Source organism: Microbacterium sp. W1-4-2 (assembly GCF_058349885.2).
Map to the genome: position 1 here is coordinate 1,161,951 of NZ_JBYRJC020000001.1, position 13,026 is coordinate 1,174,976.

At 71.2% G+C, this 13,026-nt stretch carries 10 protein-coding genes, 1 tRNA gene and 1 other RNA gene; 9 read left to right on the forward strand and 3 right to left on the reverse strand.

Annotation, left to right across the window (positions count from 1 at the left end; translation table 11 throughout):
• Positions 1-161: 161 nt before the first annotated feature.
• From AC3RX0_RS05350 to rnpB, 4 genes are all read left to right on the forward strand, one after another.
• Positions 162-234, forward strand: a tRNA-Val gene (locus AC3RX0_RS05350).
• A gap of 1 nt (position 235) precedes the next feature.
• On the forward strand, positions 236-967 hold the full coding sequence (locus AC3RX0_RS05355) for a zinc ribbon domain-containing protein (protein WP_491504887.1): 732 nt from the start codon (positions 236-238) through the stop codon (positions 965-967).
• A 49-nt stretch (positions 968-1,016) separates the two neighbouring features.
• Positions 1,017-2,759: a bifunctional 3'-5' exonuclease/DNA polymerase gene (locus AC3RX0_RS05360; protein WP_491504888.1), complete on the forward strand. Its 1,743-nt coding sequence runs from the start codon at positions 1,017-1,019 to the stop codon at positions 2,757-2,759.
• 46 nt (positions 2,760-2,805) lie between these two features.
• Positions 2,806-3,177: RNase P RNA component class A (gene rnpB, locus AC3RX0_RS05365), an RNA gene on the forward strand.
• 136 nt (positions 3,178-3,313) lie between these two features.
• Here the strand turns inward: rnpB and ppgK are convergent.
• Complete coding sequence (ppgK, locus tag AC3RX0_RS05370; RefSeq protein WP_491504889.1) at positions 3,314-4,075, reverse strand: polyphosphate--glucose phosphotransferase; 762 nt, start codon at positions 4,073-4,075, stop codon at positions 3,314-3,316.
• 113 nt (positions 4,076-4,188) lie between these two features.
• On the opposite strand from ppgK, the gene AC3RX0_RS05375 reads away from it, so the two are divergent.
• The 3 genes from AC3RX0_RS05375 to AC3RX0_RS05385 are packed head-to-tail and all read left to right on the forward strand — an operon-like array spanning position 4,189 to position 8,782.
• The gene (locus AC3RX0_RS05375) at positions 4,189-4,401 is read left to right on the forward strand and encodes an SPOR domain-containing protein (RefSeq protein WP_491504890.1); all 213 of its coding nucleotides are present in this window, start codon (positions 4,189-4,191) and stop codon (positions 4,399-4,401) included.
• Between the two features lie 27 nt (positions 4,402-4,428).
• The gene (glnA, locus tag AC3RX0_RS05380; RefSeq protein ID WP_491504891.1) at positions 4,429-5,766 is read left to right on the forward strand and encodes a type I glutamate--ammonia ligase; all 1,338 of its coding nucleotides are present in this window, start codon (positions 4,429-4,431) and stop codon (positions 5,764-5,766) included.
• 7 nt (positions 5,767-5,773) lie between these two features.
• Positions 5,774-8,782 carry a bifunctional [glutamine synthetase] adenylyltransferase/[glutamine synthetase]-adenylyl-L-tyrosine phosphorylase gene (locus tag AC3RX0_RS05385; RefSeq protein WP_491504892.1) on the forward strand — a complete coding sequence of 1,003 codons (3,009 nt, stop codon included), beginning with the start codon at positions 5,774-5,776 and terminating at the stop codon, positions 8,780-8,782.
• A 63-nt stretch (positions 8,783-8,845) separates the two neighbouring features.
• On the opposite strand, the gene glnA (AC3RX0_RS05390) is transcribed toward AC3RX0_RS05385, so the two are convergent.
• The gene (gene glnA / locus AC3RX0_RS05390; RefSeq protein WP_491504893.1) at positions 8,846-10,270 is read right to left on the reverse strand and encodes a type I glutamate--ammonia ligase; all 1,425 of its coding nucleotides are present in this window, start codon (positions 10,268-10,270) and stop codon (positions 8,846-8,848) included.
• A gap of 122 nt (positions 10,271-10,392) precedes the next feature.
• On the opposite strand from glnA (AC3RX0_RS05390), the gene AC3RX0_RS05395 reads away from it, so the two are divergent.
• Entirely contained in the window at positions 10,393-10,821 is a 429-nt protein-coding gene (locus AC3RX0_RS05395; protein WP_491504894.1) for an RDD family protein, read from the forward strand.
• A 39-nt stretch (positions 10,822-10,860) separates the two neighbouring features.
• Here the strand turns inward: AC3RX0_RS05395 and AC3RX0_RS05400 are convergent, their stop codons facing one another.
• Positions 10,861-11,571 carry a DUF4191 family protein gene (locus AC3RX0_RS05400; RefSeq protein WP_491504895.1) on the reverse strand — a complete coding sequence of 237 codons (711 nt, stop codon included), beginning with the start codon at positions 11,569-11,571 and terminating at the stop codon, positions 10,861-10,863.
• Positions 11,572-11,685: 114 nt separating this feature from the next.
• Here AC3RX0_RS05400 and AC3RX0_RS05405 point away from each other — a divergent pair, with 114 nt between their 5' ends.
• Positions 11,686-13,017: a hypothetical protein gene (locus AC3RX0_RS05405; protein ID WP_491504896.1), complete on the forward strand. Its 1,332-nt coding sequence runs from the start codon at positions 11,686-11,688 to the stop codon at positions 13,015-13,017.
• The last annotated feature ends 9 nt before the right edge of the window (positions 13,018-13,026 follow it).

Here is a 13,026-nt window from a genome sequence, read left to right on the forward strand (position 1 = left end):
GACCTTTCTTCATGCGGTGGATCACCGGGCGGTGGATCCCACCGCAACGGGGCGAAGTCTCGGCTGTCGGGGTTCGGGTCGGCGTGGGGACGCTCAGCGGACACACCGCGCTCAAGCCTATCCACCATCACGGTCGCACATCTCTCGTAGACTTGCCGGACGGGCCTTTAGCTCAGCTGGTAGAGCGCCACGTTTACACCGTGGATGTCGTCGGTTCGAACCCGGCAGGGCCCACGTGAACGCTCAGCCCGCACACCAGGTGCGTCTGCTCGATCTGGCAGACCTCGACGCCCGCATCCGCCAGGCCGACCATGCCCGCACCAACCCGGCGCAGGCGGCACGCGTGCGCGAGCTGATCGCCCGCCGTCAGGAGCTCACTCCCGAGCTCACGTCGCGTCAGGGCGCGCGCGACGACCTGCGTGCGGAGCTCAAGCGCATCGAGTCCGACGTCGCCGTCGTCGACGCCCGCCGCGAGCGTGACCTCGACCGGCTCAAGACCGTCTCGAACCCGAAGGACGCTCAGGGTCTCGAGAGCGAACTGGCGTCGCTGGCGCGCCGCAAGAGCGACCTCGAGGACTCCGAGCTGGAGCTGATGGAGAAGCTCGAGCAGGCCGACGCCGGCGTCGCCGAGCAGGAGGCGCTGATCGCCGACGTGAACGCCGAGGGCGCGCGACTGAGCGCGGAGGGCAAGACCGAGGTCGCCGAGGCGACCGCCCGTCTCGAGGCCGCGACCCGGGACCGGGCGGCCGTGGCATCCGAGCTTCCCGCCGATCTGCTCGCCTTCTACGAGCGGGTCGCCACGCGCAGCGCGGGCGCGGCGCTGTTGCGACGTCAGACGTGCGAGGGCTGCCGCATGGTGCTGTCGGGCACAGACCTGGCCGCCGCGCGGCAGGCGCCCGGCGACCAGGTCCTCACCTGCCCCGAGTGCGGCTGCATCCTGGTGCGCACGGACGAGTCCGGGCTGTGATGCACACCCCGGGGACGCGCGCGCCGAGGACCCACGCCCCGAGCGGACGGTGAACGCGCCGCCCGCGTGGACCGTGGTCGCCGTCGACGATGGCACGGCGACGCTGCTGACGCTCGATCCAGAGGGTGCCGAGACCGCGCGCGAGGCGGCGCCGCTCGCTGCTCTGGCGGCGCGGGTGGCGGACCGGGAGCACGCCGGCGCCCGCTGGGTGTGGGCCGACACGGCCCGCATCTATCCGCAGCTGTTGGCCGCCGGGGTGCGGGTCGGCCGCTGCCGGGATCTGCGGCTGTGTCACGCGATCCTGCGCGACACCGCGCTGCTGCCGGCATCCGGCACCTCGGAGCCGGCAGCACGGCTGCGCGCGGCGACCGCGTGGGACGTGCCGCCGGCCGAGACGACGGATGGCGCGCCGGCGACGCTGTTCGAGCTGGACGGAGCCGTGCGCGCACATCCCGAGCCGCCGGGCGACGCCGACGCCGTGCGCGCGGAGTTCGCACGGCAGCGGGCGGCGGTCGCGGCATCCACCGATCCCGGCCGGCTCGAACTGCTGTGCGCCGCCGAGTCGGCCGGCGCGCTGGTGGCCGCCGAGATGACGACGGCCGGGCTGCCGTGGGATGCCGCGGCCCACGACGCGATCCTCACAGAGGTGCTCGGTCCCCGCGCTGGCGGCGGGGGGATGCCGCTGCGGATCGCCGAGACCGGCGCTCGGGTGCGGGCACTGCTCGGCGACGACAGGGCATCCCTGGACTCGCCGCCCAAGCTGCTGCGCAGCCTGCACCGCATCGGTGTGCCGGCGCGCAGCACCGCCAAGTGGGAGCTGCGCGAATACGAGCATCCGGTGATCGAACCCCTGTTGCAGTACAAAGCGCTCATGCGGCTGCTCACCGCGAACGGGTGGGCGTGGCTGGATGAATGGGTGCGCGACGGACGGTTCCGACCCGTCTACATCCCGGGCGGGGTCGTGACCGGGCGCTGGGCGTCGTCCGGCGGCGGGGCGCTGCAGATCCCGCGCCGGCTGCGCGCGGCCGTCCGCGCCGATCCGGGATGGACGTTCGTCGTCGCCGACGTCGCGCAGCTCGAGCCGCGCGTGCTCGCGGCCATGAGCCGCGACCTCACCCTGGCGGGAGCGGCGCGGGGCCGGGACCTGTACGGCGGCATCGTCGACAGTGGCACTGTGGCCACCCGGGCCGAGGCCAAGGTCGCGATGCTCGGGGCGATGTACGGCGCGACCACGGGGGAGAGCGGGCGGCTTGTTCCGCGGCTGCGCCGGGCATACCCGCGCGCGATGGCCCTCGTGGACGCGGCAGCGCGCACGGGCGAGCAGGGCGGCGTCGTCTCGACGTGGCTCGGGCGCACCTCGCCGCCCGTCTCTGCCGGCTGGCGCGAGGTGCAGGCACTGGCCGCCGACGAGAACGCCGGCATCGCCGAGCGCGACCGGGCCCGGCGGGCCGCGGGCGACCGCGGCCGGTTCACGCGGAACTTCGTCGTGCAGGGCACCGCCGCCGAGTGGGCGCTGGCCTGGCTCGCCGAGGTGCGGCTGCGGCTGGCAGCCCTGCCGCCGGTGGCGCCGGGGGATGCCGCAGCCCGGTCCGGCCCGGTCTTCGCGCGCCGTCCGCACCTCGCGTTCTTTCTCCACGACGAGCTCATCGTGCACACGCCCGCGGCCCGCGCCGAGGCGGTCGCCGACATCGTCCGGGACGCTGCGGCGGCTGCGGCGTCCCTGCTCTTCGGCGACTTCCCGATCGACTTCCCACTCGACCTGCACGTGTCGCCCACTGGCGAGAAGGGCTGACCGTCAGCGCGCGCCGGGCGCGACCGGATAGACTCGCTGGCGCGAATGGGTCGGCCGGATGGTCGCGTCGCGCACGGTCCGCCGTGTCGCGCCGAGGAACGTCCGGGCTCCGCAGGGCAGGGCGGTGGTTAACGGCCACCCGGAGTGATCCGCGAGACAGTGCCACAGAGAGCAGACCGCCGGGGCTTCGGTCCCGGTAAGGGTGAAAGGGCGGTGTAAGAGACCACCGGGGTCGCGGTGACGCGACTCGCACGGCAAACCTCGCCCGGAGCAAGGCCAGACAGGGGATGACGACGCGGCCCGCCGAGTCCCCGGGTAGGCCGCTGGAGCGGCACGGCAACGTGTCGCCGAGAGAGATGACCATCCACGGGGCGTTCGCGCCCCCGGACAGAACCCGGCGTACAGGCCGGCCCATTCGCCCCTCAGTCGGCGGCCCTGTGCTGATTGTCGCGGGGTTCCCCCGCGAGAACGTCGGCCCCGCCTCAGTCGGCAGCCAGGGCTGCGGCCCTGTGCTGATTGTCGCGGGGTTTCCCCGCGAGAACGTCGGCCCCGCCTCAGTCGGCAGCCAGGGCTGCGGCCCCTATGATCCCCGCGTTGTTGCGATGCACGGCCGGCACGATCGGGGTCTTCAGGTCCAGCAGCGGCAGGAACTCGTCGGCGTGCTTCGAGACGCCGCCGCCGACGACGAACAGGTCGGGGCTGAACAGGAACTCGAGGTAGTCGTAGTACCACTGCAGACGCTTGGCCCACTTCTGCCAGCTGAGCTTGTCGCGCTCCATCGCCGAATACGCCGTCCAGGCCTCGGCGTCGCGCTTGTGGCCCGCCCTCTGCAGGTGGCCGAGCTCGCTGTTGGGGATCAGCATCCCGTTGTGGATCATCGCGGTGCCGATGCCGGTGCCGAGGGTGGTCAGCAGCACGAGACCGGGTTTGCCCTTGGCCGCCCCGTACCGCACCTCGGCAACGCCGGCCACGTCCGCATCGTTCGCGAAGTGGATGTCGCGGCCCAGCCCGTCCTCAAAGAACTTCTCGGCCTCGAACCCGACCCACTCCTTCGAGACGTTGGCAGCCGAGAGGGTGCGGCCTTCTTTCACGATCGCCGGGAACGCGACGCCCAGCGGGATCTTCTCGTCCTCGACGCCGAGGGTCGACAGGACCTCTTTCACGGCGGCGAGCACGTCCTTCGGCCGGGCGCCATCGGGGGTGGCGACCTTGATGCGATCGCTGATCAGCGTGCCGTCCTCGAGGTCGACGATGCCGCCCTTGATCCCGGTTCCGCCGATGTCCACGCCCACGGCGTGCGTCGTCTTCGCTGCCATGCCGACAGCCTATCCAGCCCGCGGCGTCCATCCGTGTGTTTCCCCGCCGGGGGTCACTAGGATCGACCTGCGGCCCGGAGTCGGGCACCGCGGAGGGAATCCGAGGAGGAACCATGTCCGACGGCGACGACAAGTACTGGTACAACACCAAGACGCGTGCGGTCGAGCACGGCATGCTCTCGCCGGCCCCCGAGCGGGTCGGCCCGTTCGACACGGCCGAAGAGGCGGAGCGGGCCCCCGAGATCCTCCAGGAGCGTGCGCGCGCCTGGGCGGAGGAGGATCGTCGCGAAGACGACTGGGGCTCCGAGGACGGCATCGAAGGCTGAGACCCGCCTGCGGGCAGAAGGGACGACATGGACAAGCAGCGCGACTTCGTCCTGCGCACGATCGAGGAGCGCGGGGTCAAGTTCGTCCGGCTCTGGTTCACCGACGTGGTCGGCACGCTCAAGTCCGTGGCGATCGCCCCGGCCGAGGTCGAGGGCGCGTTCAGTGAGGGCATCGGCTTCGACGGCTCGGCGATCGAGGGGCTGACCCGTTCGTACGAGTCCGATCTGCTCGCCAACCCCGACCCCACGACGTTCCAGATCCTGCCGTGGCGCGGCGAGATCGACCCGACGGCGCGGATGTTCTGCGACATCACGACGCCCGACGGCCAGCCGGCCGTCGCCGACCCGCGTAACGTGCTCAAGCGCACGCTCGCGAAGGCGAGCGACGCCGGCTTCACGTTCTACACGCACCCCGAGATCGAGTTCTACCTGCTGAAGTCGTCCCGGCTCGGACCCGAGGGTCCGGTCCCGGTCGACTCCGCCGGCTACTTCGACAACGTGCCCGGCGGCACCGCGCACGACTTCCGCCGGCGTTCGGTGCGGATGCTCGAAGACCTGGGCATCTCGGTGGAGTTCAGCCATCACGAGGGCGGTCCGGGCCAGAACGAGATCGACCTCCGGTACGCCGACGCGCTGACGACGGCCGACAACATCCAGACGTTCCGCACCGTCGTCAAAGAGGTCGCGATCGAGCAGGGGGTGTACGCGACGTTCATGCCTAAGCCGATCAGCGGCCAGCCGGGCAGCGGCATGCACACTCACATGTCGCTGTTCGAGGGGGACGTCAACGCGTTCTTCGAAGAGGGCGCGCAGTACCAGCTCTCGCAGCTCGGCCGCCAGTTCATCGCGGGTCTCCTGCGGCACGCGAACGAGATCGCCGCCGTGACCAACCAGTTCGTCAACTCGTACAAGCGGCTGTGGGGCGGCGACGAGGCGCCGAGCTTCATCTGCTGGGGCCACAACAACCGCTCGGCCCTGGTGCGCGTGCCCATGTACAAGCCGACCAAGGGCCAGTCCTCGCGAGTCGAGTACCGCGCCCTGGACTCTGCCGCGAACCCCTACCTCGCCTACGCGCTGATGCTCGCGGCAGGCATGAAGGGCATCGAAGAGGGGTACGAGCTGCCCGCCGAGGCTGAAGACAACGTCTGGTCGCTCACCGACGCCGAGCGGCGGGCGCTGGGCTACGCGCCGCTGCCGGCGAGCCTGGACCACGCTCTGGAGTACATGGAGGATTCGGAGCTGGTCGCCGAGACGCTGGGGGAGCAGGTCTTCAACTACGTCCTGCTGAACAAGCGGCGTGAATGGGAGGAATACCGCTCCCAGGTGACTCCGTTCGAGCTGGCGCGCAACCTCGAGATGCTCTGAGGCCGGTATGGCCTCGTCGGATCGCGCGTCGGGCCTGACCGCGCTCGCGCGTGTCGGGTTCACGCGCCTGGCCGAGGCCGACGAGCGTCTGACCGAGCTTGCGGCGATGACCGGCGCCGACCGTGCGGCCCTGGTCACGGGCGCCGCGATCGCGGCGGATCCCGATGCGGCGCTGGACGGCCTCGTGCGCGTCGCCCGACGCGACGCCGAGCCGGTGCGGGACGTGCTGGCCGACGTCACCGGGCGGATCGCGGCATGGGCGCTGCTGGGCGCGTCGCACGGCTTCGCGGACTTCTACCTGAGGCATCCGGCCGAACTCGCCGATCTCGCCCATGCGCGCGAGCGGCTGCCCACGGCCGAAGAGCTGCAGACGGAGCTGCTGGATGCCGTGGCCGCCCGCGATGGTTTCGCCGCCGACGGAAGCGATGCGGCGTGGTCGGCGCTGCGGGTGCGCTACCGGCGCATGCTGGCGCGCATCGCGGCGTTCGACCTGCAGAGCCTCGATCCCGTCGCCGTCGTCGCGGACGTGTCGGCGGCCCTGGCCGATGCGGCCTCGGCGGCGCTGGAAGCGTCCCTGGCGGTCGCCCGCACGCGCGTGGTCCGCGGCGGAGCGGTCGGCCTGTTTGCGCGCGAACAGGTCGCAGCCACGCGCTTCGCCGTGATCGGCATGGGCAAGTGCGGCGCCCGTGAGCTGAACTACGTCAGCGATGTCGACGTGATCTTCGTCGCCGGAGTGGCCGATGGCGACCTGGATCCGGCGTCGGCGCTCACCGAGGGCCGCGCGATCGACATCGCCACACGACTGGCCGTGCAGACCATGCGGGGCATCTCGGGGATGGAGGTCGAGCCGCCGCTGTGGGAGGTCGACCCCAACCTGCGGCCGGAGGGAAAGCAGGGCGCCCTGGTGCGCACGCTCGAGTCGCATCTGGCGTACTACGACCGGTGGGCGCACAGCTGGGAGTTCCAGGCGCTGCTGAAGGCGCGCGAGATCGCCGGCGACCCGGAATTGGGTGCGCAGTACGTCACGGCCGTGCGCGAGCGGGCCTTCCAGAGCGCATCGCGCGACAGCTTCGTCGACAGCGTGCAGCAGATGCGCGAACGGGTGACCGACAACATCCCGGACGACGAGGTCGCCGTCCAGCTCAAGCTCGGCCCAGGCGGCATCCGCGACGTGGAATTCACCGTGCAGCTGCTGCAGCTCGTCCATGGGCTGACCGACCCCGCCGTCCGCCAGCGCGGCACCCTGGCAGCCCTGGCGGCCCTCGTCGACGAGGGCTACATCGGCCGGGTCGATGCGGCCGCGTTCGACCGCGACTACCGCGTGCTGCGGGTGCTGGAGCACCGCGTGCAGCTGCGCGGACTGCGCCGCACCCACCTGATGCCGGTCGTCCCCGAAGAACGTCGGGCCCTGGCGCGTGCGAGCGGCCTGGCAGGAAGCGCCGACGGCGTCTGGGAGGTCTGGGAGCAGGTGCGGCGCGAGGTGCGCGACATCCACGTCCGGCTGTTCTACCGCCCGCTGCTGTCAGCGGTCGCGGCCCTGCCCGAAGAGGGGCGCAGCCTCTCGGCCGCGCAGGCGCACGACCGGCTCGCGGCGATCGGGTTCGCGGACCCGGCGGGCGCCCTGCGGCACATCGCGGCGCTGACGACGGGGCTCAGCCGCAAGGCGTCCATCCAACGGCACCTGATGCCGATCATGCTGCAGTGGTTCGCCGACGGCGTCGATCCCGACGAGGGGCTGCTGGCGTTCCGGCGCATCGCCGAGCGCCTGGGCGACACCCCGTGGTTCCTGCGGATGCTGCGCGACTCGTCGGCCGCCGCCGAGAGCCTCACGCGCGTGCTGTCGGGCTCCCGCTACATCGGGGCGCTGATGGAGTGGATCCCCGAGTCGGTGGCGTGGCTCGACGACGACGCCCTGCTCCGGCCGCGCAGCGCCGAGGCCCTCGCGCAGGAGGCTGCGGCGATCCAGACCCGCCACGCCGGCATCGCCTCGGCGATGCGTGCGGTGCGGGCCTTGCGCCGCCGCGAGCTGCTGCGCACTGCGATGGGGACCGTGCTGGGAACTCTCACCCTCGATGAGCTGGCCCGTGCGCTGACGACGATCACCGACGTCACGCTGCAGGCGCTGCTGCGCGCCGTGCGTCGCGAGGTGGTGCCCGAGGATGCCGAAGCCCTCGAGTTCGCGATCATCGGGATGGGCCGCTTCGGCGGGCAGGAGCTCGGGTTCGGCTCGGACGCCGACGTCCTGTTCGTGTACCGCGCCGAGGGAGTAGAGCCCGAGTACGCACAGTCGCTTGCACGGCGCCTGGTCACGAGCCTGCGCGAGCACGCCGAGGACCACCGCGCACCGTTCGACCTGGACGCCGACCTGCGCCCGGAGGGGCGTAACGGCCCCCTCGTCCGATCGCTGGACGCATACCGCGAGTACTACCGGCGCTGGGCGGTGTCATGGGAGGCCCAGGCGCTGCTGCGCGCCCGCCCCGTCGCCGGCACCGAAGCACTCCTGGCCGACTTCATGGCGATGGCCGACGAGGTCCGCTATCCAGCGGCGATCGCCGAGCATGACCTGCGCGAGATCAAGCGCATCAAGGCGCGTGTCGAGGCGGAACGGCTGCCGCAGGGCGCCAGCCCCGAACGGCACCTCAAGCTCGGCCCCGGAGGGCTGAGCGACGTGGAGTGGCTCGTGCAGCTGCTGCAGCTGCGGCACGCCCACGACAACGCGGCGTTGCGCACCACCTCGACCCTGGCGGGACTGGATGCCGCCACCGACGCGGGTCTGATCCCGCCCGCCGGCAGCCATCGCCTCGCTGAGGCGTGGCGGCTGGCCAGTCGGCTGCGCTCGGCGAACACGCTGCTCAGCGGCCAGACCGCCGACGTCCTGCCGGCCGACCGTCGACAGCTGGACGGCATCGGGCGGCTGCTGGAGATGCCCCCGCGCTCGGCGACGGCGGTCGAAGAGGCGTGGATGCGGGCCGCCCGCCGCGCCCGCCGCGTATTCGAGAGACTGTTCTACGGCTGAGCGGTGAGGAAGGATGCCGCGGCCCCGGCGAGACGCGCTCACCCGGGCCGCGGCATCCATCGATCACACGCCGTAGTACAGCTCGTACTCGAAGGGGTGCGGCCGCTGCGACAGCGGCTTGATCTCGTTCTCGATCTTGTACTCGATCCAGGTCTGGATCAGCTCTTCGGTGAACACGCCGCCGGCGAGCAGGAAGTCATGGTCGGCGGCCAGCGCGTCCAGCGAGTCCTGCAGCGAGTTCGGCACCTGCGGGATGCCCTTGGCCTCCTCGGGCGGCAGCTCGTACAGGTCCTTGTCGATCGGCTCGTGCGGCTCGATGCGGTTCTTGATGCCGTCCAGGCCCGCCATCAGCTGTGCGGCGAACGCGAGATACGGGTTGCCCGAGGCATCCGGCGCGCGGAACTCGATGCGCTTGGCCTTCGGGCTCGTGCCGGTCAACGGGATGCGGATGGCAGCCGACCGGTTGCCGGCCGAGTAGACGAGGTTCACCGGCGCCTCGAAGCCCTTCACCAGCCGGTGATAGCTGTTCAGCGTCGGGTTGGTGAAGGCGAGCACGGCGGCGGCGTGCTTGAGGATCCCGCCGATGTACCAGCGCGCGATGTCGCTCAGGCCCGCGTAGCCCTTCTCGTCATAGAACAGCGGCTTGCCGTCCTGCCACAGCGACTGGTGCGTATGCATGCCCGACCCGTTGTCGCCGAACAGGGGCTTCGGCATGAACGTGGCGGTCTTGCCCCACAGCTCGGCCGTGTTCTTGACGATGTACTTGAACTTCAGGATGTCGTCGGCCGCGTGCACCATCGTGTCGAAGCGGTAGTTGATCTCGGCCTGGCCGCCCGAGCCGACCTCATGGTGCGCCCGCTCAAGGATGAGGCCCGCGTCGATCAGCTTCAGGCTGATGTCATCGCGCAGGTCGGCCTGCTTGTCGACGGGGGAGACGGGGAAGTAGCCGCCCTTGAACGGCGTCTTGTTGCCGAGGTTGCCGCCCTCTTCGTCGCGACCGGTGTTCCAGGCGCCCTCTTCGGAGTCGACGGAATAGAAGCTCGCGTTCTGCTTCACCTCGTAGCGGACCTCGTCGAAGATGTAGAACTCCGCCTCGGGAGCGAAGTACGCGGTGTCGGCCACGCCGGTCGAGGCCAGGTACTTCTCGGCCTTCTTGGCGACCTGACGCGGGTCCTTGCCGTAGACCTCGCCCGTGCGGGGGTTGTAGATGTCGAAGACCATGATCAGGGTCTTCGCGTCGCGGAACGGGTCGAGGTAGGCCGACGTCACGTCGGGGATCAGCTGCATGTCGGATTCGTGGATGCTCGCGAACCCGCGGATCGAGGACGCGTCGAACATCTGCCCCACCGAGAAGAACTCCTCGTCGACCGAGGAGGCAGGGATGTTGAAGTGCTGCTGCACGCCCGGCAGATCCGTGAAACGGATGTCGAGGAACTTGACGTCCTCGTCCTTGATGAATGCCAGCACTTCAGCGGGGTCATGGAACATGCGTTCTCCAGTTCGACGGATTCGACGCCCTCGCGGGCTGACTTGACCATAGCCACGTCGCGTTGCCCTGTCGTATCTCGCGTGTTTCGGGCGTGTTACACGGGCGTCGTAGGCTGGATGCCGTGCCCGACGCGATCTCTCCAGCGTATCCCGGCCAGCGCCTGGGACTTCCTGCCAACGGACCCGGAAGCATCGGCCGTTTCGGTCGCAGGCTCGCCGCCCTCGCCATCGACGTGGCTGCCGCAGCCCTCATCGGGTACGCATTCTTCCATCACACGGACCCGGTGACGGGGGTGCTCGTGGCCGATCCCTGGGCGACGAACCTGGTGTTCGCGATCGTGCAGATCGTCTTCATCCCGACCATCGGCGGCAGTCCCGGTCATCGGCTCGTGGGCCTGCGGGTCGCGCGCGTGCAGGGCGGATGGGTGGGACTCTGGCGTCCGATCGTGCGCACCGCGCTGCTGTTCCTGATCGTTCCGGCGCTCATCTGGGACGCCGATCACCGGGGGCTGCACGACAAGGCCGCCGGCACGGCGCTCATCCGGCTGTAGCGTCCTGCACGCGGTGACGCGGCATGCGGGTCGGACGGCTCAGCGCGGGCGCGGAGCCCGTGCGCGCAGCGGATCGATGCCCTTGGGGATCGGCAGCGATGCCAGCGACTGCGACACCGAGTCGATGCGCTTGATCACCGCGGCCTGCGTGGCACGGTTGATCGCCTTCGGAAGCTTCTTGATGGTCTTCGCGAGGTCGGCGATCGCGACGTCGTCGTCACCGTGGCCGACATAGAGCACCGTCACCGGCACGCCGCTGGCGACGCGCTTGATCTTGGACCGCTCTTCGTTGACCAGGCGGGTGAGGCGACCGCGTGCGCCCTCGCCGACGATGACCACGCCGCCGCGTCCGACTGCGCGGTAGACCGCCTCCTGCGTCTTCGGGTTGACCCCGACGGGGGCGTCGCCGGCCTGCCAGTTGCGGCCGAGCGTCGTCGACAGGATGTGCCCGGTGGCCCCCGGGCGGCCGTCGATCTTCTGGTACATCGCCTTGGTGGACAGGCGGGTCATCACCATGAGCGCCGCGAGGATGCCGAACAGCAGACCCGTCACACCCCAGAGGACGACGGTCCACACGGCCACCGGCGGCAGCAGGAAGCCGATCAGGATGCCGACCCAGATGCCGGCGACGAGGATGCCGATGAGCGCCCAGGGCAGCCACGGAAAGACCTCTTTCGTGAAGTCGAAGAGGGACTTGAGCTGTCTGAAGAAGTTCGGCTTCTTCTCGGGCTGGGAGCTGCGTGCGGCCATACCTCCAGCCTACCTTTCGCGCCGCCTCCTCCCCAGCCGAGCTGACATGCCGAGTAGTCCACAGATCCGTGCCGCGTCGGCCCGCGCAGGCCCCCGTGCGACCACACTGACTGCATGGTGCCTGTGAATCCGCTGCCGCCCGCCGCCGTGACACTGCCGTCCGGCCCGCATCCGGTGCGCACCGTGCAGCCGCCGGACAGTCCGTGGCCGGCCACCCTGGCACGAGACGGCGAGGGGCGGCCGTGCCTCGTGGTGGATGCCGCGGCCCTGCCGCCGTCGGCGGGACTGCTCGCGGCGCCGGACGGGCACATCGCCGTACCGCGCGATCTCGTTCGGCGGCACGGCGGCCACGCGCTCGTCATGCCGTTGTGCGTGCGCCGCGTGACGGACTTCCTGCAGCAGCGCGCGGACGCCGCCGCGCCGCTGTCGGACGGCGAGGCGGTGACACTCGCGGTGAGCATCGCACGGGGGACGGTCGAGGCGCTCCTGGCGGACGGCGGCGAACAGCGGACCGGGGAGTGGTGGCTGACCGACGAGGGCCGCCCGCTGCTCGTGCCCGGGCACGGCGACGATGTGCGCACGGCTGCCCGGGAGCTGCTGCGACGGACCGCGGACGAATGCCGGCTGGAGGCCCCGCGCGTCCGGGCGGCCGTAGCTCAGGCCGCCGGGCTGGTCACGCGCGATGCGGGCATTGGCCCCGGACTCGACGACGCCGAACGGCTGCTGTTCTCGACGGCGGCCCCCGAGCCGCTCGCTACCGCGGTGCTGGCGCCCGCTCGCGCACGCCGCGTCTCGGCGATCCGGGACGCCGAGCCCATCGAGGCGGGGGAGCGGACCCGCGCCTGGACGGCACTCCTGCCGCACATCGACGCGGAACTGCCCGAGCTCGCGTCCAGGATCGGCATGGCGCTGTGGCGCCGGCTCCGTGCCGACCGCCCTCGAGCGAGGCGCCGGCCCATCCTGTGGGCCGCGGGCACGGTGGCGGTGGTGATGGCCGTGGGTCTGCTGTGGCCGCAGGGCGCGGATGACCCGGCATCGGCCGGCACCGGTGCGGCGGGGGCCCGAGCGCCACACGGCTCGCCGTCGCCGCGAGCTGTGGGCCGCGGCCCGGATCCCTCGCCGGGCGGCCTTCCGGCGACCTCTCTGTCGTCGCCACCCGCGTCGGCGCAGCAGGCGGTCGCCGAGCTGCTGGGTCGTCGGGCCCGGTGCACGGACGCCGCCTGTCTCGGGCGCACGCAAGAGGCGCCGGAGGCCGTGTGGAAAGACGGCGCGGCGACGCTGCCGGCTTCGCAGCGCACTGTGGCCATGCTCGACGATTTCGGCGACGCGGCGGTCTTCCGCGTCCATCCGCGTGCCGGAGGAACGGCCGATCAGCTCGTGGTCATCGTGCGCCGAGACGACTCATGGCTGCTGCGCGACATCCAGGATGTCTCGCAGCAGCCATGAGAACGGATG